Below are 21,908 nucleotides of genomic sequence, written 5' to 3' on the forward strand. Positions count from 1 at the left end.
TGGAGGAATACCCAAGTCCGGCTGAAGGGATCGGTCTTGAAAACCGACAGGCGGGTTAAACCGCGCGGGGGTTCGAATCCCTCTTCCTCCGCCATATTACTTTATCTTCAGCAAGTTTGAGGCTTCAATTTTTATTATCGCGGGGTGGAGCAGTCTGGTAGCTCGTCGGGCTCATAACCCGAAGGTCGCAGGTTCAAATCCTGCCTCCGCAATTTGGTCTGGTAGTTCAGTTGGTTAGAATGCCTGCCTGTCACGCAGGAGGTCGCGGGTTCGAGTCCCGTCCAGACCGCCATATGTTGGCTCAGTAGCTCAGTCGGTAGAGCAAAGGACTGAAAATCCTTGTGTCGGCGGTTCGATTCCGTCCTGAGCCACCATTTAATTTTTTAGATTTAATACCATGGCGATTGTGGCGAAGTGGTTAACGCATCGGATTGTGGTTCCGACATTCGTGGGTTCGATTCCCATCAGTCGCCCCATTAATTTTGCGGGTGTAGTTTACTGGTAAAACCTCAGCCTTCCAAGCTGATGTAGTGGGTTCGATTCCCATCACCCGCTCCAAAATATGGGCCTATAGCTCAGCTGGTTAGAGCGCACGCCTGATAAGCGTGAGGTCGATGGTTCGAGTCCATTTAGGCCCACTAAAGTTTTTTGCGATAGCAAAATAACTTATCATTATTCCGCAGTAGCTCAGTGGTAGAGCTATCGGCTGTTAACCGATCGGTCGTAGGTTCGAGTCCTACCTGCGGAGCCATGTAGAGAAGTACCCAAGTGGCTCAAGGGGCGCCCCTGCTAAGGGTGTAGGTCGGGTAACCGGCGCGAGGGTTCGAATCCCTTCTTCTCTGCCATAAATTTATTGGCCCCTTGGTCAAGCGGTTAAGACACCTCCCTTTCACGGAGGTAACACGGGTTCGAGTCCCGTAGGGGTCATAATATGAAGCTGATGAGTCTATTCATCAGCTTTTTTTATATTCAAAGGTCCTTTTCAAATGCGCTTATTTTCAAGCTATGTTTTTGAAGCTCCTCATAAAATCATCTTACTTACCTCTTACCTCAATATATTTTCCAGTTTATAAGGTTTATTTTCCGATTTAAGCTAAATATTTTCCACTTTGAGTGGATTAACTTTCTATTTACCTTAAAAGCTCTTAAAGCCGTAATATAATAGGTGAAAAGGAGGGTTTTAATGAAAGTTTGAGGATTATCTTATATTTAATTACTGTTTGTTCGTGTGCAATCTAATTTATTTTCCACTTAGCTAAATATATTTTCCAGTTTTCAAGAATTACTTTCCGCTTTAGGCTAAATATTATCCACTTTGAACGATTTACTTTCCACTTTGTACCTTATACCCTCCGCTATATATTTTGTGTAAATACCTTCCATTTTGAACAAAATACTTTCCACTATATACTTTTTACTCGTGTTTTCCACTAATGTAAACGTTGCCAAAATGAAACTTTTTTTAAGAGATTTAATCTGATTTTGTCGATAACCGTTATTTTCTTTGTCTGCTTCAGTCGAATTTTGACGAAATAACATGCATTTTGAAACCTGATAAAAGTTATTGTCAGAAAACATAAAAAAGTATTTCAACGAAAATACAATATTTACAATTATAATTGTACTTTGTAATACATATTTTCAATGGAGATGTGAAAAGCCATGGCAGTGAATACTTTTTTTCCTACTGACTACCAGTTGCATTTATTTCATGAAGGAAGCTTTTTTCAAAGTCACCAGCTTTTTGGCGCTCATATCTATAGAGATTCCGATAAGGTATATACACGGTTTTGCGTATGGGCCCCCAGGGCACTAAAGGTAAGGCTAGCTGGCGATTTTAATAATTGGAACGGTAAGGGATATGAACTACAAAAAGTGAATGATGAAGGTGTTTGGATTCTCATTATGGACCAGGACCTTGAAGGTTGTCTTTATAAGTACGAAATTTTCACGGAAAAAGGTGAGGTCATTAAAAAGGCTGATCCATATGCTTTCTATTCAGAGCTTCGCCCGAATACCGCCTCAATTGTTTATTCAATAGAAGGCTATAAATGGCAAGATGAACAATGGATGAATCAACGGAAAAAACGAAATTTTCTGTCTGAGCCTTCCGTAATTTATGAAGTTCATCTCGGTTCTTGGATGAAGAAGCAAAAGGAAGAGTTTTTATCCTATAAGGATTTGGCAGATGAACTTCTTCCCTATGTTCTTGAACATGGGTTTACACATATTGAAATCTTGCCCCTGGTTGAACATCCACTCGATGATTCCTGGGGATATCAGGGTACAGGTTATTATTCTGTAACGTCAAGATACGGTACACCTGAAGAATTCATGTATTTCGTTGACCAGTGCCACCAGCAAGGAGTAGGAGTCATTCTTGACTGGGTGCCAGGGCATTTTTGTAAAGATGCACATGGTTTATATCAATTTGATGGCACACATGTTTATTCCTATAGTCATGTGAACGATCGAGAGAACCCGGTGTGGGGGACTGCAAATTTTGATTTAGGCAAAGCTGAAGTACAAAGCTTCCTTATTTCGAATGCATTTTTTTGGATGCAATACTACCATATAGATGGTTTTCGAATGGATGCCGTTGCCAATATCATTTATTGGCCGAATGCAGATGGAAAAATTGAAAATCCGTTTGGAATTGAATTTTTAAAAAAATTAAACAAAGAAATCCACGAATATGACCCATCCTTCTTGGTAATTGGAGAGGATTCAACTGATTTTCCTCAAGTTACCACACCCGTTCATTATGGCGGTTTAGGCTTTGATTATAAATGGAATATGGGCTGGATGAATGACATGCTTGAATATATGGAGACACCGCCCTATTCTCGCTCAAAAGTCCATTCAAATGTATCCTTTTCGCTTTTATATGCTTTTTCAGAAAATTTCATGCTGCCATTTTCGCATGATGAAGTGGTCCACGGGAAAAAATCATTATTAGACAAAATGCCAGGTGAATATTGGGAGAAATTTGCTCAATTAAGATTACTGCTTGGCTATATGTATGCCCACCCAGGAAAGAAACTGTTATTTATGGGTTTTGAATTGGGGCAGTTTTCAGAGTGGAAGGATAAAGAGCAGCTTGATTGGAATCTGCTGGACTATGAAATGCATCAAAATTTAAATGTATATGTTAAAGAATTAACAAAGTTTTACAAAAGATCAAAACCTTTATTTGAATTAGACCATCTCCAGGACGGTTTTGAATGGATTGATGTAGATAATCATCACCAATCAATCTTTTCTTTTATCCGAAAAGGGAAAAAAGTTGAAGAGTCATTAATTATTATTTGTAATTTTACAGGGGTTGGGTATGAACATTATCGGGTTGGAGTTCCGTCCCCTGGAGAATATCGTGAAGTTTTTAATAGTGATTATGAAAATTTCGGCGGTGCCGGATGGATGAATAAAAAGAAAATCATTTCTTTAGAGGAGCCGATTCATGGGCGTGGATATTCCGTTGAACTAACCATACCTCCATTTGGATTCCTCATAATTAGACCTGTTAAAAAACGAAAGGAGCGAAAAGGAAATGGGAAAGAAAAAGTGCGTAGCCATGCTATTGGCAGGAGGGAAAGGAAGCAGACTTAATTCTCTCACAAAGGACCTTGCAAAACCTGCTGTACCATTTGGAGGGAAATATCGGATTATTGATTTTCCCTTAAGCAATTGCTCCAACTCTGGAATCGATACTGTTGGTGTCTTAACACAATATCAGCCATTACTATTAAACTCCTATATTGGAATAGGCAGTGCGTGGGATCTTGACCGTAAGGACGGCGGGGTAACCGTTTTACCTCCTTATAGTGAGTCATCTGAAGTGAAGTGGTACACAGGTACGGCAAGTGCTATTTATCAAAATCTAAATTATCTTAAGCAATATCAGCCGGATTATGTGTTAATTCTTTCCGGGGATCACATTTATAAAATGAACTATGAAAACATGCTTGAATATCATATTGAAAAAAGGGCAGATGTCACCATTTCCTTAATTGAAGTACCATGGGCAGAAGCGAACCGCTTTGGCATTATGAGTACGAATGAGGAAATGAGAATCACAGAATTTGAGGAAAAGCCAAGCAGCCCTAAAAATAATCTTGCTTCCATGGGCATTTATATTTTCAGCTGGAATATACTGAAAGAATATTTGGAAATGGATGAGAGGAATCCGCATTCCAGTCATGACTTTGGAAAGGATGTTATTCCATTATTACTGGATGAAAAGAAGAAACTGTATGCCTATCCTTTTAAAGGATATTGGAAGGATGTAGGTACAGTCCAAAGCCTTTGGGAAGCTAATATGGATTTATTAAATAATGAGTGTGAATTAGATTTATTTGATCATGACTGGAGAATCTACTCAGTTAATCCGAACCAGCCACCGCAATATATTGCCCCAAATGCCATCGTAAAAGAATCACTTATCAATGAAGGTTGCACCATTGAAGGTGAGATTGAAAAGTCAGTTCTATTTCAAGGGGTAAGTGTTGGGCAAGGGTCAATTATAAAGGAAACAGTCATTATGCCAGACGCAATTATTGGCAATAATGTCCTGATTGAAAAGGCAATTGTGCCAAGTGAAGTTACGGTTCCGGATGGAACAGTCATCCGTTCCTATGATAATGAAATTATCCTTGTGACAAAAGAAATGTTAAGTGGGTTATATCCTGCTATTTAAATAATTAAGGAGGGAATAAGGTTTTGAAAAGAGAGCTATTAGGAGTAATTGACGCAACAACCTATCATGAAGATTTAGAGGATTTAATAACACACCGCTCACTTGCAGCCCTTCCTTTTGGCGGTCGCTACCGAATGATTGACTTTATTCTTTCCAACATGGTGAATTCAGGAATTCGCAGTGTGGGGATTTTTCCGAAAGCACAATATCGTTCGTTAATGGACCATCTTGGTTCAGGGAAGAATTGGGATTTAAATCGAAAACGAGATGGTTTGTTCTTTTTTCCTTCGCCCATTCTCGAAAATGATCAAAACAGAGTCGGTTCATTTGATCATTTTGCGGCTAATATGGACTATTTTTATCGCAGCACCCAAGAGTACGCAATTATTGCTAATTGCTATACTGTTTTTAATATGAACTTTAAACCTCTTTTGGATTGGCATATCCGTTCAGGTTGTGATATCACAGAACTTCATCATAAGAATGGCCAGCCGATGGAGATTTACTTAGTCAAAACCTCCCTGCTTACGAACTTAATTGAAACAAGGGGTGAAACAGGATATACCTGTATGAAGGACGTGGTACAGGATATTCATCATTCGTACACAGTCTGTCACCATGTATATGATGGATATGCAATGATGATCGATTCATTCCAGAACTATTATTCTACTAGTATGGAAATGTTAAGCCCGGCTGTTTGGAAGCAGCTATTTTTAAAAGAGCAGCCAATTTTAACGAAGGTAAAGGATGAACCGCCAACGAAATATATCAAAGGATCAAACGTAAAAAATACGATGATTGCCAATGGCTGCTTAATCAACGGTACGGTTGAAAATAGTATTATCTCCAGGGGCGTTAAAATTGGTAAAGGGTCGGTTATTAAAAACTGTATTATCATGCAGAAGTGCCAAATTGAGGATAATTGTTTCCTAGATTCGGTCATTTTAGATAAGGATGTCAAAGTTCCGGCTGGAACCCAATTAACGGGTACAGCTCAGAATCCATATGTTATCCGTAAAGGTACGAAACAAGGAGTGTTGATTAATTCGTGAAAGTTTTATTTGCAGTTTCTGAGTGTGGACCATTTGTAAAATCTGGAGGGCTTGCCGATGTTGCAGGCTCTCTTCCAAAGGAATTAAAAAGTCTTGGTACAGATGTAAGAGTGATTCTTCCTAAATATGGTACAATTTCTGATGATTTTAAGAAGGAAATGAAAAAAGTAAAGGAATTTACTGTTCCAGTGGGCTGGAGAAATCAATATTGCGGGATAGAAGAGCTCGATTACCAAGGTCTTACCTTTTATTTTGTGGATAATGAATATTATTTCAAACGAGAAAGTCTTTATGGGTTCTATGATGATGGAGAAAGATTTGCTTTCTTTAACCGGGCTGTGTTAGAAACCTTATCACACCTAAATTTCTTTCCGGATGTCCTCCATTGCCATGACTGGCATACAGCGATGATTCCTTTCCTTTTAAGAAAGGAATATTATAAACGAAAAGGTTACGGTAAAGTTCGTACTGTCTTTACGATTCATAATCTTCAATTTCAGGGAATTTACTCAAATGAAGTTTTAGAGGATTTATTCGGAATAGATCGAGCATCTATCGATTTGGGACAATTGGAGTTTTTTGGAAATGTCAATTTTATGAAAGCAGGTCTTGTTGCTGCTGATAAAATTACAACTGTTAGCCCTACGTACAAGCAGGAAATACAAACTCCAACCTATGGGGAAAAGCTTGATGGTTTACTTAAAACCAGAGAGGAAGACCTTTTTGGGATCCTAAACGGGATTGATGAGGATTTTTATAATCCGGAAAAAGATCCATTTTTATATCAAACCTACACGGCTAATAATCATGAGAAAAAGGGAATTAATAAGCGCGAGATTCAAAAGTTGTTTGGGCTTCCGCAGTCTTCTGGAACCCCGCTTATGGTGATGATTTCAAGACTGACGAAACAAAAAGGGCTTGATCTTGTAAAATGTGTTCTTCGGGAAATACTGCAGGAGGATATACAGGTCATTATTCTTGGAACGGGTGATTACGAGTTTGAGGAGTATTTCAGACAAGCTGCAAGGGTTTACCCTGAAAAGCTAAAGGTTCATACCGGATTTAATGAAGAGCTTGCCCATAAGCTATATGCAGCAGCCGACCTATTTTTAATGCCGTCCCTCTTTGAACCATGCGGGCTTGGTCAGCTTATTGCCATGAAATATGGAGCCATCCCGATTGTGAGAGAAACTGGCGGTTTGAATGATACAGTCCAAGCCTGGAACGAAATAGCAGGGGAAGGAAATGGCTTTTCATTTAGTCATTTTAATGCACATGACATGCTCTATACGATTCGAAGAGCCATTCATTTTTACCATGATCAGCATGTTTGGCCAAAACTCGTAAAGAGGGCAATGGAGATGGATAACAGCTGGGCACAGTCAGCATTCAGATATAATCAACTCTATGCAGAGCTCATCTCAAGGAGTGAAACTCATGTTTTCTAGTAAAAAAGAGTTTAAAAGAACTTTTTTAAAAAGAGTTGAGATGGTATGCGGAACTAGTTTTACTGAGAGTACGGAGCAGGATCATTTTCAAACCCTTGGAAATATGATTCGCGAATATGTAAGCAATGATTGGATTAAAACAAACGAGCGATATCGGGAAACGAAGGGAAAACAAGTTTATTATCTCTCTATCGAGTATCTTCTTGGAAAACTTTTACGACAGAATTTAATTAATCTTGGTATCGAACAAGTGGTCCAGGACGGGCTGCAGGAACTTGGGATTGATTTAGGTGAGTTAGAAGAGTTTGAAGCAGATGCAGGCTTGGGAAACGGCGGATTAGGCAGGCTAGCCGCCTGTTTTTTAGATTCCCTTGCTTCGCTGAATCTACCAGGCCATGGGCATGGAATTCGATATAAACACGGTTTGTTTGAACAAAAGATTGTCGATGGATACCAGGTTGAACTTCCGGAGCAATGGCTTCGGAGCGGTAATGTTTGGGAAATCCGAAAAGCGGATTTGGCAGTTAAAATTCCATTTTGGGGGAAGGTAGAAGCCAAAATGGAAAATGGCCGCCTTCTGTTTCAGCATCTGAATGCTGAAACCATTACCGCTGTGCCGCATGACATGCCGGTAGTTGGCTACCACACTGATACAGTTAATACATTGAGGCTTTGGAATGCGGAGCCTTCTCAATTTCCTATTCACCATGACATTTTAATGTATAAAAGAGAAACAGAGTCTGTTTCAGAATTTTTATATCCTGACGATACTCATGACGAAGGAAAAATCTTACGGTTAAAGCAGCAGTATTTTTTAGTTTCTGCGAGCCTTCAATCGATTATTAAGTCTTACCGGCAACAGCATGGGAATTTGATGCAACTTCATGAGCATGTTTGTATTCATATCAATGATACGCATCCTGTTCTGGCTATACCTGAATTGATGCGGATATTAATGGATGAGGAATCCTTTGATTGGGACGAGGCCTGGTATATCACAAGGAATACGATTTCCTATACAAATCATACTACTTTGACAGAGGCATTAGAGAAATGGCCGCTCAGGATTTTCCGCCCGCTGCTGCCGCGAATTTATATGATTGTTGAAGAGATAAATGAACGGTTTTGCAAGGAGCTGTGGGACCGTTATCCGGGCGAGTGGGATAGAATTGGGAAGCTAGCTATTATTGCAGATGATCACGTAAAAATGGCTCACTTAGCTATTGTCGGAAGCTTTAGTGTGAATGGTGTTGCCAAATTGCACACAGAAATTCTAAAGCATCGGGAAATGAGTCAGTTTTATCAGTTGTTTCCGGAGAAATTCAACAATAAAACGAATGGAATCGCCCATCGGCGCTGGCTATTAAAGGCAAACCCGAAATTATCGAGCTTAATTACTGAAACGATTGGCGCTAATTGGACACAAGCACCGAATGAACTAGTCCGGCTAAGCCAATATGAAAGTAAAACATCTTTCCTCGAACAATTGGCGAAGATAAAAAAGGATAATAAAGAAAGACTTGCAGACATCATCTATGATAAAACAGGGGTGGCAGTTGATACGAATTCTATTTTTGATGTGCAGGTAAAAAGACTTCATGCGTATAAACGTCAGCTCCTCAATGTTTTACATATCATGTATCTTTATAATCAAATTAAAGAGGATTCAAGTTTTTCAATGGTTCCAAGGGTGTTTATATTTGGTGCAAAAGCTTCACCGGGATACTATTATGCAAAGAAGATCATTAAATTGATTAATACAGTTGCGGAAAAGGTCAATTCTGATCCGAAAATTGGTGATCGAATGAAAGTCATTTTCATGGAAAATTACCGCGTTTCATTAGCGGAAAAAATTTTTCCGGCTGCCGATGTAAGTGAACAAATTTCCACAGCGAGTAAAGAAGCCTCCGGAACGGGAAATATGAAATTTATGATTAATGGAGCACTGACGGTCGGTACACTGGACGGTGCAAATATTGAGATCCGTGAATTAGTAGGAGAATCCAATATCTTTACTTTTGGACTTACTTCAGATGAAGTACTGCATTATTACCAACATGGCGGATACCAATCACTTGAATATTATCATCATGATTGGCGGATTCAGCAGGCTGTGGATCAGCTGGTTAATGGATTCTTCCCGGGGGTATATAATGAGTTCGAGCCGATATTCGATTCTTTACTAGAGGAGAATGATCAATATTTTGTATTAAAAGACTTTGCCTCCTATGTGGATATCCAAAAGGCAATCGGCAAAACCTTTATGGATCCAATTAAGTGGCAAAAAATGAGCTTAGCAAACATTGCAAATGCCGGCTATTTTTCCAGCGACCGAACGATTCAAGAGTATGCGGATGATATTTGGAAAATTAAATAATAAAAGGGAGACCAAAAAGCTTGGTCTCCCTTTTAACTATGAGAAAATATGTCCAATGAAGATTCCGACTGCTAATAAAAATCCAAAAATGGTATTTGTTTGGGCTGTAGCTTTCATGGCTGGTGCCATTTGGATTGGCAGGGTGTTCTCGATAAATCCCTTTGTCGCCTTAATTGCTTTTGGTGCACTAATAATAACAATTGCCACCCATGCCGGAGTGACTCCAGCAATTATTAGAGCTAGCACCCAAAGATAGGAAAAGGTAAACATCCCGGCAAGTAAATAAATGGCTCTTTTCTTTCCTAAGAGAATCGCAACTGTTTTTCGGCCGTTTTCTTTATCACCCTCAAGGTCACGAATGTTATTGGATAACATGATTTCACCGACTAGTACCATACTTGGAACAGAAACAAGAATACTGGTACTATTAACTGTACCTGTTTGAATAAAGAAGGATATTAAAATAATCAACATTCCCATAAAGAAACCAGAAAAAATCTCTCCAAATGGGGTATAAGCGATTGGAAAAGGTCCTCCGGTATAAAAATAGCCGATTGTCATACAAATTAATCCTACTAAAGCTAACCACCAGCTGCTGTTTGCGCAAATATATACTCCTAACAACAGCGCAATTCCATAAAAACTAAAGGCAAGATTTAAAACGGTTTTTGGTTTGATTCCATCACGGACAATTGTACCGCCAATTCCAACCGAATGTTCATTATCTAAACCGCGTTTGAAATCAAAATATTCATTAAACATATTGGTTGCTGCCTGGATCAACAAGCTGGCAATAAGCATGGCAATAAAAAGCCCAACATGGATTTTTTCATATTTAAGTGCAAGTGCAGTACCAAGCAGTACCGGTACAAAAGATGCAGTTAACGTATGGGGACGGGTCATTTGCCACCAAACTTGAAAACCACGGTTTGATTCCACAGCTGGACGCTGTATATTTGGCTGCATATTTGTTCTCTCCCTTTTAAAATTTTATCTATATTACAAGCTACATTTCTAATAGGACGAACGATCTTTCCAAATACTAAGTGTAAGAAAACAAAGAGTCAGTGTCAATGGAATTTTATTAGGTAGCTTAGCAGATAATACCTGTTTGATTGGAAAGATTGGTTTGGATTCTATGAGGAAATCACCTGAATATACTGTTTTTATACGAAATTGACCAATTTGCTATATAATAAGGAATGAAAAGGAAGGTTAAAAACAAGGATTTATTGACTTTTTTACAAGGGGAGTAGTATGTTTAAATAGGCTTGAAAATGAATGGATAACAGCTTTTTCAGCTGTTTTGGAGGGATTTTTTTGGTTACCATTCACGAATTAGAATTAAAGGAAAGGGGTCTTTTAGCTCTTATAAGAGCAAAAAAGCTTGGAAGGTCCATTTTAGTAAGCGAAGTTCATCAAATGGATAGGATTAACCCTTTTACATTTTTTATGCTGGGTAAGGAACGCTATCTGGGTGAGCGTTTTTTTTGGAAGGACCCGATGGATGATATGGTGATAGCAGGTATTGGAATAACAAAACAAATTCAGTCGGATCAGGCTACTGACCGCTTTTTTCTTGTTGATAATGAATGGCAGAATTTTTTAAAGGATAGTTTTATTTATAATCCATATTCTGAATTGGGGATTGGTCCCGTCATGTTTGGCGGATTCTCTTTTGACCCTCACAAACCCAAAACAGATCTTTGGTCGAAATATTCTGATTCACTGTTTCATATCCCAAAATATATGTTAAGTATTATCAAGGGTCAAACTTTTCTAACAACCAATATTGTCTGTACCCCAAATGATGATGAATCATTATTTACAAAAGTTCTGGATGAGAGAAATCAGTTTTTACTTTCTATTAACCAGAAGACCGAAACAAAGTCAGCGGCTCTTCTTAAAATGAAAGAAATTTCCCCTGAGTCATGGAAAGCGTCAGTTGATGAGGTAGTAAAAGACTTAAAGATAGGGTCGTTAAAAAAGGTGGTACTTGCCAGAGAACTTCGTCTGTTTTTTGATGATTTGGTTGAACCGGAATCCGTATTAAATCGTTTATTTGAACAGCAAAAAGATAGTTATCTTTTTGTGTTTGAATCTAATGGAGATTGCTTTATCGGGGCGACCCCCGAACGGCTAATTAAAAAACAGGATGATCACATTTTTTCGACTTGTCTTGCCGGCTCCATTTCGAGAGGGCAGACCGAGGAAGAGGATGATCTTTTAGGCGAAACGTTATTAAACGATAAGAAAAATCTAATTGAGCACGGCTTTGTTGTGGAAATGATTAAGGAAGCTTTAGAGGAATCATGTGAAGAAATGATCCTTCCAGATAAGCCTCATTTAATGAAAATTAGAGATATACAGCATCTTTATACACCGGTAGTTGGAAAAGCTAAGATAGATGCTTCATTACTGCATATAGTTGATAGGCTCCATCCGACACCTGCCCTTGGAGGACTTCCCAAAAAAGAAGCGGTTGAAAAAATCAGGGAAGTGGAAAAACTGGACCGGGGCTTTTATGCAGCACCCTTGGGCTGGGTAGATTATCGTGAAAATGGAGAATTTGCTGTTGCGATTCGCTCCGGTCTTATTCAGGGAAATGAAGTCTCCTTATTCGCCGGGTGCGGTGTTGTTGCCGATTCTGAATCAGAAAGTGAATATTTGGAGACTGGTTTAAAATTTAGACCGATGCTTCGTGCTCTTGGAGGAAAATAATATGAGTCATCAAGAATCACTAACTGCCTATATTGCAGCATTCGTTTCAGAGCTTGTTCTCTCCGGCATAACAGATGTCGTAGTCAGCCCAGGCTCCCGTTCGACCCCAATGGCTATGGTCATGGCGGAACACCCTGACTTAAAACTTCATATCCATGTAGATGAACGCTCAGCAGCATTCTTTGCATTAGGGATTGCAAAGGCTTCCAATCGTCCTGTAGCCATTCTGTGTACATCAGGTACTGCCGCTGCAAATTACTATCCTGCGATTGTCGAGGCACGATACGCTAGGGTACCGTTACTTGTATTAACGGCAGATAGACCTCATGAACTACGAAACGTAGGTGCCCCACAGGCGATTGATCAAAATCATTTATATGGCCATCATGTTAAGTGGTTTACTGAGATGGCATTACCTGAAAAAAGTGATGAAATCATCCGCTATGCAAGGACAGTTTGTGCCCGTGCAGCAGCCATAGCGACGCAAGCTCCATCTGGTCCTGTTCACTTGAATTTTCCTTTAAGGGAGCCATTAATCCCAAAATTGGATGAAAATCTGTTTCATGTGACGGAACGCCCGAATGGTTATGTAAAGGTCATTAATGGAGATGTTACGATTGATGATGAACAATTTAAGTCGATTGCCTCGGTGCTTCAGGAGAAGGAAAAGGGAATCATTGTTTGCGGGAATATAGGGGACAAGACTTTTGCAGAGAAGGTAACAAGGCTGGCGGAAACCTTAAACTATCCAATTCTGGTTGATCCGTTATCACAGCTAAGAAGCGGAAAACATAATAAGGATAAAATCATCGAAACCTATGATACCTTTTTACGGAATGAAGATGCGAAAAACCATCTAAAACCTGATGTAGTGATTCGATTCGGAGCGATGCCGGTTTCAAAAGCATTAACAATCTTCTTAAAAGAAAATCATAATGCAGTGCAATATGTGATTGATGGCGGCAGTGGCTGGCGTGATCCTGCAGCATTAACAACCAACATGATTTATTGTAATGAATCAACCTTCTGTAAAAAGTTGGAGTCAAGTGTCGTGAAGAAATCGGCAACATCTTTTTTAGATAGGTGGAAAAGGGTTAATCAATTTACGAAAGACCATATGGGCGTGATAAAAGATGAAACCAAGTTAAGTGAAGCGAAAGTATTTGCTCAACTGGCAGAGATGCTTCCAGAGGGTGCCACTTTATTTGTTGGAAACAGTATGCCTATTCGGGATTTGGATAGTTTTTTCTTAAATAATGATAAATCGATTAGTATTATGGCGAATAGAGGGGCAAATGGAATTGATGGTACCGTTTCGACTGCTTTAGGTGCTGCTTTATATTCAAAACCGCTTTATCTTGTGTTGGGGGATTTAACCTTTTTTCATGATTTAAATGGATTATTAGCAGCAAAGCTACATGAAATCGACATTCAAATTCTTGTCATTAATAATAATGGCGGAGGAATTTTCTCTTTCCTTCCTCAGTCGGAACATCCAACTCATTTTGAGCTGCTATTTGGCACACCATTAGATATTGATTTTGAATATGCTGTGAAGATGTATAACGGGAATTTTACAAGAATAAAAGATTGGGATCATTTCCATTCTCTAATGAAAAATGGTCAAGCTAAAGGTTTAAATGTATTTGAAGTGGTGACAAATAGAGAAAAAAATACAGAAGAACACCGCGAATTTTGGCGATCTGTTTCCCGGGAAATATCAAATTTTGTCAAAGGTGACCATGAATGGATGTAATGGTTGAAAATTTGCAGGTTCATGTCGAAATATGCGGAATAGGTTTTCCATTACTTCTCCTGCATGGGTTTACAGGAGATTCCTCTACATGGACTCCTTTTTGCTCTGTTTGGGGTGGGCATTCTAAATTAATCATTCCTGATATCGTTGGTCATGGTAAAACCCAAATTAGCGAGGAACTAAACCGCTATAAAATTGAGACCGCTGCGAGGGATTTGAACCGCATACTAGAACAGTTAGGGATTGAAAAGGTGGATGTTCTTGGCTATTCGATGGGGGGAAGACTTGCATTAACCTTTGCGATTCTTTATCCTGAGATGGTAAGAAAGCTGGTTTTGGAAAGTGCTTCACCTGGTTTGGAAACGGAAGAAGAACGGAAAAGCCGCTGCATAAATGATTTTAAACTTGCAAGTTTTATTAAAGAAGAAGGCATTGAATCATTTGTCGATTATTGGGGGAGAATCCCATTATTCAACACGATGGAAAATCTCCCGGCTGAAACGAAGAAATTGATAAGAAAACAGAGGTTAAATAACTCCCCAACAGGACTTGCAAACAGTTTAATTGGAATGGGAACAGGTGCTCAGCCTTCCTGGTGGGAGGAATTAAATCAGGTATCATGCGAGGTTTTACTGTTAACCGGTGATAAAGATGTAAAGTTTTGTCGGATTGCAGAAAAAATGATGAAAAGATTGAAAAATGGTGCATGGATTTCTGTTCCAAAGAGCGGGCATGCAATTCATGTGGAAGATAGAGAAAAGTTTGGTACAATAGTTAGTGACTATTTGTCGAATAAAAACTAAAGGAGGATCAACTTATGACAGTTGAATGGGTTGCAGGTCGCAAATACGATGAAATAATTTATGAAACCTATAATGGTATTGCGAAAATTACCATTAACCGCCCGCATGTACATAATGCTTTTACACCAAAGACCGTAATGGAATTAATTGATGCTTTTGCTTATGCACGTGATGACTCAAATGTAGGTGTTATTGTTTTAACAGGTGCAGGAGATAAAGCATTTTGTTCCGGGGGAGACCAAAGTGTCCGTGGACATGGCGGCTATGTTGGGGATGACCAAATTCCTCGTCTAAACGTACTTGATCTTCAACGTCTAATCCGTGTCATTCCTAAACCAGTAATTGCAATGGTAAAGGGGTACGCCATTGGCGGTGGACATGTCTTACATGTTGTCTGTGATTTAACAATTGCAGCAGATAATGCTGTTTTCGGTCAAACAGGACCAAAAGTAGGAAGCTTTGATGCCGGATATGGTTCAGGTTATCTTGCCAGAATTATCGGTCATAAAAAGGCACGTGAAATTTGGTATTTATGCCGTCAATATAATGCGCAGCAGGCACTTGATATGGGCCTTGTGAATACCGTTGTTCCTTTAGAGCAGGTAGAAGAAGAAACCATTAAATGGTGTGAGGAAATGCTTGAAAAGAGCCCAACAGCTCTTCGCTTCATAAAAGCTGCCATGAACGCGGATACAGATGGTTTGGCTGGACTTCAGCAATTTGCTGGTGATGCAACATTACTATACTATACAACGGAAGAAGCGAAAGAAGGCCGCGATGCATTTAAAGAAAAGCGTAAGCCTGGTTTCGATCAATTCCCGCGTTTTCCTTGATTTTAAAAACAAACTCACCACAGCTTGATGGTCTCCATCAAGCTGTTTTAATAGAAAAGCAGAGGCGCCCGTTTTCGGCGCTGGAGCTAGGTAGTTTTCAAAGACCAATAAATTATAAAGGCATTACAATAAAAGTTGGTGGTTACGATGCAAAATGAATGGATGCCGAATTTTTTGATGAAAAGAGCATCCTTAACACCTGATCGTGTGGCGGTTTATTTTGATGACTGGCAAGTAACTTTTAAAGAACTTTATGAGCAATCAATGGAAACCGCAGGAAAACTTCAAGGCCGGGGGTTGCAAAAGGGTCAATATGTGGGGGTTTTGTTAAAAAACCACCTGGATACCATAGTGATATTGTTTGCACTTCAACTTCTTGGAATTAGAGCAGTTATTCTCAATAACCGTCTAACCGTGTCTGAAATCGTCTGGCAGCTAAAAGATTCCCAGGCAGCCTTTTTGATAACGGAACGAAATTTTGCGGATAAAGAGCATGAAATAAGAGATATGTTTCCAACACTTCCAACTCTTCTAAAAGAACAATTGGACAGCCTCCCAACTGAAGCTCCTGATATACAGGAAGAGATTAATCTTGGGGATGTTTGCACCATCATGTACACCTCGGGGACCACAGGTAATCCAAAAGGTGTTTTACAGACATATGGAAATCACTGGTGGAGTTCGGTTGGGTCAGCACTTAATCTGGGATTTATCGATGAGGATTGCTGGCTTTGTTCAGTCCCTCTTTTTCATATAAGTGGTTATTCGATTCTCATGCGCAGTATCATATACGGGATGCCGATTGTCCTTCATGAGACCTTTGACGTTGAAAAAACAATAGAGGATTTTCGCAGCAAACGGGTTACCATTATGTCTGTTGTAGGAACTATGTTAACCAGAATCGTTGATTTTCTTGGAGAAGAGCGGCTGCCGGAATCTTTCCGCTGCATGCTTCTTGGCGGAGGTCCCGCACCATTGCCGTTACTTCAAGCCTGCGTTGCAAAGGAAATCCCTGTGTTTCAGACATATGGAATGACAGAAACCTCCTCGCAAATTGTAACCTTATCACCGGAATACAGTATTTCAAGATTAGGATCCGCAGGAAAGCCGCTATTCCCTTCACAAATTCAGATTAAGCGTGAAGATGGCCGAAAAGCCAAGGACAATGAAACCGGAGAAATTTTCGTGAAAGGTCCCAATGTTACTCCAGGTTATTTAAATCGACCAGAAGCAATGTCAGACAAGGTATATAATGGCTGGTTTTCAACCGGAGATATTGGCTACTTGGACGGTGAAGGCTTTTTATATGTTCTAGATCGCCGTTCCGATTTGATTATCTCAGGAGGGGAAAATGTATACCCGGCTGAAATTGAATCTGTTCTTCTCTCCCATCCTTTCGTTGCGGATGCCGGGGTAACAGGGCAGGAGGACGAACGGTGGGGACAAGTACCCATTGCCTTTATTGTGAAAAAAGAGGGAATGGATGTATCAGGGGATGAAATACGGCAATTTTGTTTGGAACGTTTAGCGAAATACAAAGTGCCGAAGGATTTTTATTTTGTTGAAGAGCTCCCAAGAAATGCTTCAAACAAACTATTAAGAAGAAAGCTTAGGAACGATAACAATTAAAAAAGAACCAGGCAAATCATTATTGCCCGGTTCTTTTTTAAAAGTAAAACAGTTTTATCACTGAAAACGGGTTACATTCCCTCAGGTTCAAAAGTTTTGCAATCTGTTTCTTGGATATTGTCAGCGGTTTTGCCTTTATGGCTAACAACATATATTTGCTCGGCGCTGCATTTATTTCCTTTTGCCCAATAAGTACAGTTATTGACTTCACATAAAACATCTTGTGCCATTTTGTATCACTCCTTTGGATTTCGTAATACAGCTATAGCTTTTGATGTTTAGACTTGAACCATCCATGGGAGTAATAGGAATTCTATTTAGCTAAAGCGGTTTTTAGCGTTGCTAAATTTTTATTCATTAGTGTAAAATAAGTTTCTTTATTTTTAATATTATCTTCAGTTAAAATGGCCAAATTATGGATGGGAAGTGCCTTTGCGCCAATTTCATTTTGGACAATTTCTCCTAATTTGGAATGAACATTTTGTTCGAAAAGAATATAGTGCAATCCTTCACGGTCTGCCAATGAAATGATTTTTTCTAATTCTTTTTGTGTGGGTTCATTTGTTGTCGATAAACCAGAAATACTAATTTGCTTAAGTCCATAACGATTTTCCCAATAGCCAAAGGCTGCATGGGTGACGATCATTTCTTTATGCGGTGCATTTTTTATCGTTTGTTGATACCTTTTATTTAGGTCATCCAATTGCTTTGCAAGCTTTTGGTAATTTTTCTCAAATAGTGCTTTATGCTGCGGCATTTTTTTTACTAATGAATCTTTAATGACTCCTGCCATTTCTTTAGAGTAAATAGGGTCAAGCCAAACATGTGGATTTACATCGCCATGATGTTGACCATCTTCATCCGCTTCATCGGCATGCTGATCTTTTGGTAATTGCAGATGATCAGCGACAGCAACCAACGTGACATTCTCATCTTGTAGAGTGGTCTTTGCCTTTTCTACAAAGCCTTCAAGACCTAAACCAATATAGAAAAACAGGTCTGAATCGGCAAGATTCATCATATCCTTTTGCGATGGTTCAAATGTATGTTCATCCGCTCCTGGAGGATAAATCGTTTTTACATTTACATACTTTCCGCCAATTTGTTCAGTAAAATATTGAAGTGGGAATACTGTTGTATAGACGGTTAATTGGCCTTTCTTTTTTTGTGATGGGTTATTAGTGAAGGCACATCCAGCCAAAAGTAAACTGAAAGGAATCAGGATTGAAAGAAATAAAATAATTTTTTTCATAAATACTCCTTTGTTATTAAAATAAATCGGATTAATTACGATTTAAGTTAGAAAATTTTTTGAATTTACATGTATAATACGGAACGATTCCGATTTCCTTCTGTATCTTACAAAAAAATAACCTGATTTGCAAGCAAAAAATTTACTGCCGGAAGCAGAATTTATATAAGATAAAGAAAAGGAAATACGATACGAAAGGTAGATGGCTATGACTGAGAAGAAAATGCTAAATGATATTTTGGAATTTAATAAGCAATTTGTAGAAAATCGGGAATATGAAAAATATGAAACGACCAAATTTCCAAAAAAGAAATTGGTGGTTCTTACCTGTATGGACACTAGATTATTGGAGTTATTGCCAAAAGCATTGAATTTAAATAACGGGGATATCAAACTTGTCAAAAATGCAGGTGCAATTGTTTCCCATCCGTTTGGAAGTATTATGCGCAGTATTTTGATTTCAATCTTTGAATTACAGGCAGATGAGGTAATGGTTATTGCCCATCATGATTGTGGGATGAGTGGATTAAAAGCCGATCCGGTAATTGAAAGCATGAAGAAGCGGGGAATTTCGGAAGAAAAACTTGATACATTAAAATATGCCGGGGTTGATTTTGAAGAGTGGTTACATGGTTTTGATCATGTGGAAGAGAGTGTCGTTCACAGCGTAAACACAATTAAGTTTCACCCGCTAATGCCAGAAGGCGTGCCGGTTCATGGTCTTGTTATTGATCCTAAGACAGGAAAGCTTGATTTGATTGTCAACGGATACGAGGACTAATATCCTTATTACCGTTCTTTTTTTCTGGAACAGGATCGATACCACCTGGGTGGAATGGATGACACTTTAAGATTCGTTTGATTGTTAGCCAGCCTCCCTTTATTGCTCCAAAGCGCTGAACTGCCTCTAAGCCATAGTGGGAACAGGTGGGATAAAAACGACATGTGGGTGGTTTTAAAGGTGAGATCACCATTTGATAAAAACGAATCAACCCGATAAAAGCTTTTTTTAACATACAGTTCACCCCCTAATCATCATTACTTACAACATATCATAATTTTAACATAAGGTCTAAATTGTTAATTTAAACTAAGTAGATGTAAAAACTCGGAATTTATAGTATGATAGGGAATAGATATGTAAAGGAGTGGTATAAATGCCTTCAGTTGAAAGTTTTGATCTAGATCATAATGCTGTTAAAGCCCCGTATGTTCGCCACTGTGGTGTCCAAAAGGTAGGCAGCGACGGTGTTGTAAATAAATTTGATATCCGATTTTGCCAGCCAAATAAAGCGGCCATGAAACCAGATGCCATTCATTCTCTTGAACATCTACTGGCACATAATATTCGTGAGGCAGCCGAAAAGTATGATTTCAACATTATTGATATCTCACCAATGGGATGTCAAACTGGATATTACCTGGTTGTCAATGGTGAACCGACAGTTGAAGAAATTATTGATCTTATTGAAGATACAATGAAAATTTGCCTTGAAGCAACAGAAGTTCCTGCTGCAACAGAAAGACAATGTGGTCAAGCTAAACTTCATAATTTAGAAGCTGCTAAGGAATTAATGCGTGAATGGCTTAAAAACGGCAAAGAGGAATTAAAGCAAGTATTTGCATAGCCATAAAAAATCCTATTCAATTGAATAGGATTTTTTATGGCTTCTTTTGCTCCCCGTCATCCTTGCTTTCATTCTCTATATAAGGATTATTTTCTAATTTATCAACTGTATGTTTATAATTATAGGCTTTTGATGTGGTAAGCACTGCTAACAGCAATACAACGATTACGATGATAATACCTATTACCATAACTGTATACATCTTTTTTCCCCCTTTTACTGTTATTGTATCATGTCATTCCTCTTTTTTTGTATAAAAAAAGGAAATTGCTAAATAGCAATTTCTCTTTACTTTATATGTAAAATTAATGTATATTTCGAGGATAAAAAGTATGTGTCCGGTGCTGTCCAAATTCTTCTTGAGCAAATTTACCCTTTAAACTTTCGATTAAATATAAACCCATTAAATCATAAAGCTCTTGTTTATCCATATCCTGGATTAATGCAAGTAAATCTTCATGGGACATTTCTTCAAGAAAAGCGAATGCCAGCATATCGATATCTTCTTCGTCACCAGTCAATTTATTCCGATACATTTCATAGAGTTCATCAACTAATTTCAAATTGTTCACCTCCTAGGAGAAAAATTTTTACTTAATCATTATTTTATCCCTTTTTCATAATTAAAAATCTGTTTCCTTAATTTTATGATAATTATACAGCATTCATTTCTAAAAAATGAACCAAAATTTAAAAAAGAATAAAATTTATCATTGCGGAAGGTAATATTTGGGGTAGGTAGGATAGGAGTAGTGCGTTGACTACCCCTTTTCATTTTGAAGTTATCGGTCCTCAAAAGAAAGCAAGTTCTGCCTTGAGGCTTAATATTTCCCTGACTTTTACATGGGATGGAATCAATGGATGGTTTTGTATAACGTTGACACTTGTATGTACACTATCCGTAAATGTAACGCTGCCCTTGAGCCATTCCATTATTTCACTTTCTGGAAACTCTGGCTTGCAATATTTAAAAAGATAATCAAATGTTTGAATCTTTTTCTGGGATTCTTTATTTTCATTTATCTTTTTAACTATTGTTTCTAGGTTTTTTTTATTATCTTCTGCAGCTGCTACAATGATTTCATCTGCATTTTCCTGATAAACAGCAATGATGATGTCCCTCATTAAATCACTGAAAGGCGAAACGACGGGTTGATAACTTTGCAAAATTAAGATGTTTTCAGGATCCGTTTTAATCTTTTCCTTTATAATCGATTCCATTTTCTGGTCCATTTTTCCAATGACTAAAAGCACTTTTTTCTTTTCATCTATACACATTACATTCACCTCATTATCATTTTTTTAAGATAATATGTTCTCTAAATTATTGGAGAGTTTAAAAACCATAATCCGTTCTCCAGTACGCGTACTGATATCGGTGTAAAAACTAATCACTTCCTGGCCTGTGATCGTGAAGATAATGTCCTTTAATTCCTCTATGCCTGATTCCACTAAGCTATTTCGAGTCTTTTTAACAGATAACAATCCCTCTTTATCCTGACATAATGAATACTCAGCGGGGGATAATATACCATGTAATATCACAATAATCATATCCCGTAAAATATCTGATTTTACGGATACTGATCCGCGTCCAAGATAACTTTTTTCCCAATGAGTTAAAGCTTTACTTATTTCAGCTTCAATCATTCCTTTTGACTTATCCATATTGATTCCTGTTCCTTCTCTCTTTTTAAAAGTTATAAATAT

21 protein-coding genes and 10 tRNA genes are annotated in these 21,908 nt (G+C 38.5%); 23 read left to right on the forward strand and 8 right to left on the reverse strand.

Annotated features, from left to right (window positions below; all coding sequences use genetic code 11):
* Position 1: 1 nt before the first annotated feature.
* From J2Y67_RS14195 to J2Y67_RS14265, 15 genes are all read left to right on the forward strand, one after another.
* Positions 2 to 94 (forward strand) — tRNA-Ser (locus J2Y67_RS14195).
* Positions 95 to 138: 44 nt separating this feature from the next.
* A tRNA-Met gene (locus J2Y67_RS14200) sits at positions 139 to 212 on the forward strand.
* A 3-nt stretch (positions 213 to 215) separates the two neighbouring features.
* Positions 216 to 292: transfer RNA gene (locus tag J2Y67_RS14205), tRNA-Asp, on the forward strand.
* Between the two features lie 6 nt (positions 293 to 298).
* A tRNA-Phe gene (locus J2Y67_RS14210) sits at positions 299 to 374 on the forward strand.
* 26 nt (positions 375 to 400) lie between these two features.
* Positions 401 to 476: transfer RNA gene (locus tag J2Y67_RS14215), tRNA-His, on the forward strand.
* Between the two features lie 8 nt (positions 477 to 484).
* A tRNA-Gly gene (locus J2Y67_RS14220) sits at positions 485 to 558 on the forward strand.
* A gap of 6 nt (positions 559 to 564) precedes the next feature.
* Positions 565 to 638: transfer RNA gene (locus tag J2Y67_RS14225), tRNA-Ile, on the forward strand.
* A 38-nt stretch (positions 639 to 676) separates the two neighbouring features.
* A tRNA-Asn gene (locus J2Y67_RS14230) sits at positions 677 to 751 on the forward strand.
* 3 nt (positions 752 to 754) lie between these two features.
* Positions 755 to 845, forward strand: a tRNA-Ser gene (locus tag J2Y67_RS14235).
* 10 nt (positions 846 to 855) lie between these two features.
* Positions 856 to 927, forward strand: a tRNA-Glu gene (locus tag J2Y67_RS14240).
* Positions 928 to 1,662: 735 nt separating this feature from the next.
* A complete protein-coding gene (gene glgB / locus J2Y67_RS14245; RefSeq protein ID WP_310175088.1) occupies positions 1,663 to 3,609 on the forward strand; it encodes a 1,4-alpha-glucan branching protein GlgB in 1,947 nt (648 codons plus the stop codon).
* A complete protein-coding gene (locus J2Y67_RS14250) occupies positions 3,551 to 4,696 on the forward strand; it encodes a glucose-1-phosphate adenylyltransferase (RefSeq protein WP_310175089.1) in 1,146 nt (381 codons plus the stop codon). Before glgB ends, J2Y67_RS14250 begins: the two co-directional genes overlap by 59 nt.
* 23 nt (positions 4,697 to 4,719) lie before the next feature.
* Positions 4,720 to 5,751 (forward strand): GlgC family sugar phosphate nucleotidyltransferase, encoded by a 1,032-nt coding sequence (locus J2Y67_RS14255; protein WP_310175091.1) that lies wholly within the window; start codon positions 4,720 to 4,722, stop codon positions 5,749 to 5,751.
* The gene (gene glgA, locus J2Y67_RS14260) at positions 5,748 to 7,199 is read left to right on the forward strand and encodes a glycogen synthase GlgA (RefSeq protein ID WP_310175093.1); all 1,452 of its coding nucleotides are present in this window, start codon (positions 5,748 to 5,750) and stop codon (positions 7,197 to 7,199) included. The genes J2Y67_RS14255 and glgA overlap by 4 nt, the downstream gene beginning before the upstream one ends.
* Entirely contained in the window at positions 7,189 to 9,576 is a 2,388-nt protein-coding gene (locus J2Y67_RS14265; protein WP_310175095.1) for a glycogen/starch/alpha-glucan phosphorylase, read from the forward strand. Before glgA ends, J2Y67_RS14265 begins: the two co-directional genes overlap by 11 nt.
* A gap of 36 nt (positions 9,577 to 9,612) precedes the next feature.
* Here the strand turns inward: J2Y67_RS14265 and J2Y67_RS14270 are convergent, their stop codons facing one another.
* The gene (locus J2Y67_RS14270) at positions 9,613 to 10,542 is read right to left on the reverse strand and encodes a 1,4-dihydroxy-2-naphthoate polyprenyltransferase (protein WP_310175097.1); all 930 of its coding nucleotides are present in this window, start codon (positions 10,540 to 10,542) and stop codon (positions 9,613 to 9,615) included.
* Positions 10,543 to 10,896: 354 nt separating this feature from the next.
* Between J2Y67_RS14270 and J2Y67_RS14275 the strand changes: the two genes are divergently transcribed.
* The 6 genes from J2Y67_RS14275 to J2Y67_RS14300 are packed head-to-tail and all read left to right on the forward strand — an operon-like array spanning position 10,897 to position 17,318.
* A complete protein-coding gene (locus tag J2Y67_RS14275; RefSeq protein ID WP_310175099.1) occupies positions 10,897 to 12,297 on the forward strand; it encodes an isochorismate synthase in 1,401 nt (466 codons plus the stop codon).
* A gap of 1 nt (position 12,298) precedes the next feature.
* Positions 12,299 to 14,053, forward strand: coding sequence for a 2-succinyl-5-enolpyruvyl-6-hydroxy-3-cyclohexene-1-carboxylic-acid synthase (gene menD, locus J2Y67_RS14280; protein ID WP_310175102.1), 1,755 nt, complete (start codon positions 12,299 to 12,301; stop codon positions 14,051 to 14,053).
* The gene (gene menH / locus J2Y67_RS14285; RefSeq protein ID WP_310175104.1) at positions 14,044 to 14,856 is read left to right on the forward strand and encodes a 2-succinyl-6-hydroxy-2,4-cyclohexadiene-1-carboxylate synthase; all 813 of its coding nucleotides are present in this window, start codon (positions 14,044 to 14,046) and stop codon (positions 14,854 to 14,856) included. Before menD ends, menH begins: the two co-directional genes overlap by 10 nt.
* Before the next feature lie 14 nt (positions 14,857 to 14,870).
* The gene (menB, locus tag J2Y67_RS14290) at positions 14,871 to 15,689 is read left to right on the forward strand and encodes a 1,4-dihydroxy-2-naphthoyl-CoA synthase (RefSeq protein WP_310175106.1); all 819 of its coding nucleotides are present in this window, start codon (positions 14,871 to 14,873) and stop codon (positions 15,687 to 15,689) included.
* Entirely contained in the window at positions 15,686 to 15,847 is a 162-nt protein-coding gene (locus J2Y67_RS14295; RefSeq protein WP_310175107.1) for a hypothetical protein, read from the forward strand. The genes menB and J2Y67_RS14295 overlap by 4 nt, the downstream gene beginning before the upstream one ends.
* Entirely contained in the window at positions 15,837 to 17,318 is a 1,482-nt protein-coding gene (locus J2Y67_RS14300; protein WP_310175109.1) for an o-succinylbenzoate--CoA ligase, read from the forward strand. Before J2Y67_RS14295 ends, J2Y67_RS14300 begins: the two co-directional genes overlap by 11 nt.
* A gap of 71 nt (positions 17,319 to 17,389) precedes the next feature.
* Here the strand turns inward: J2Y67_RS14300 and J2Y67_RS14305 are convergent, their stop codons facing one another.
* On the reverse strand, positions 17,390 to 17,548 hold the full coding sequence (locus tag J2Y67_RS14305; RefSeq protein WP_310175111.1) for a DUF1540 domain-containing protein: 159 nt from the start codon (positions 17,546 to 17,548) through the stop codon (positions 17,390 to 17,392).
* A gap of 83 nt (positions 17,549 to 17,631) precedes the next feature.
* Positions 17,632 to 18,570: a metal ABC transporter solute-binding protein, Zn/Mn family gene (locus J2Y67_RS14310; RefSeq protein ID WP_310175113.1), complete on the reverse strand. Its 939-nt coding sequence runs from the start codon at positions 18,568 to 18,570 to the stop codon at positions 17,632 to 17,634.
* 208 nt (positions 18,571 to 18,778) lie between these two features.
* Here J2Y67_RS14310 and J2Y67_RS14315 point away from each other — a divergent pair, with 208 nt between their 5' ends.
* On the forward strand, positions 18,779 to 19,351 hold the full coding sequence (locus J2Y67_RS14315; RefSeq protein ID WP_310175115.1) for a beta-class carbonic anhydrase: 573 nt from the start codon (positions 18,779 to 18,781) through the stop codon (positions 19,349 to 19,351).
* Here the strand turns inward: J2Y67_RS14315 and yidD are convergent.
* Positions 19,332 to 19,586: a membrane protein insertion efficiency factor YidD gene (gene yidD / locus J2Y67_RS14320; protein WP_310175117.1), complete on the reverse strand. Its 255-nt coding sequence runs from the start codon at positions 19,584 to 19,586 to the stop codon at positions 19,332 to 19,334. The genes J2Y67_RS14315 and yidD overlap by 20 nt on opposite strands.
* Positions 19,587 to 19,727: 141 nt before the next feature.
* Between yidD and J2Y67_RS14325 the strand changes: the two genes are divergently transcribed.
* The gene (locus J2Y67_RS14325; protein ID WP_310175119.1) at positions 19,728 to 20,198 is read left to right on the forward strand and encodes an S-ribosylhomocysteine lyase; all 471 of its coding nucleotides are present in this window, start codon (positions 19,728 to 19,730) and stop codon (positions 20,196 to 20,198) included.
* A gap of 34 nt (positions 20,199 to 20,232) precedes the next feature.
* Here J2Y67_RS14325 and ytzI read toward each other — a convergent pair whose 3' ends face one another.
* From ytzI to J2Y67_RS14345, 4 genes are all read right to left on the reverse strand, one after another.
* Positions 20,233 to 20,400, reverse strand: a complete 168-nt coding sequence (gene ytzI / locus J2Y67_RS14330) for a YtzI protein (protein WP_310175121.1) — start codon at positions 20,398 to 20,400, stop codon at positions 20,233 to 20,235.
* A 103-nt stretch (positions 20,401 to 20,503) separates the two neighbouring features.
* Entirely contained in the window at positions 20,504 to 20,761 is a 258-nt protein-coding gene (locus J2Y67_RS14335) for a DUF6154 family protein (protein ID WP_310175122.1), read from the reverse strand.
* A 229-nt stretch (positions 20,762 to 20,990) separates the two neighbouring features.
* The gene (locus J2Y67_RS14340) at positions 20,991 to 21,476 is read right to left on the reverse strand and encodes a carbonic anhydrase (protein WP_310175124.1); all 486 of its coding nucleotides are present in this window, start codon (positions 21,474 to 21,476) and stop codon (positions 20,991 to 20,993) included.
* A 24-nt stretch (positions 21,477 to 21,500) separates the two neighbouring features.
* Positions 21,501 to 21,866: a Na-translocating system protein MpsC family protein gene (locus J2Y67_RS14345; RefSeq protein ID WP_310175126.1), complete on the reverse strand. Its 366-nt coding sequence runs from the start codon at positions 21,864 to 21,866 to the stop codon at positions 21,501 to 21,503.
* Positions 21,867 to 21,908: the final 42 nt, after the last annotated feature.

It is taken from the genome of Neobacillus niacini, from assembly GCF_031456445.1.
Classification (GTDB): domain Bacteria; phylum Bacillota; class Bacilli; order Bacillales; family Cytobacillaceae; genus Neobacillus; species Neobacillus niacini_I.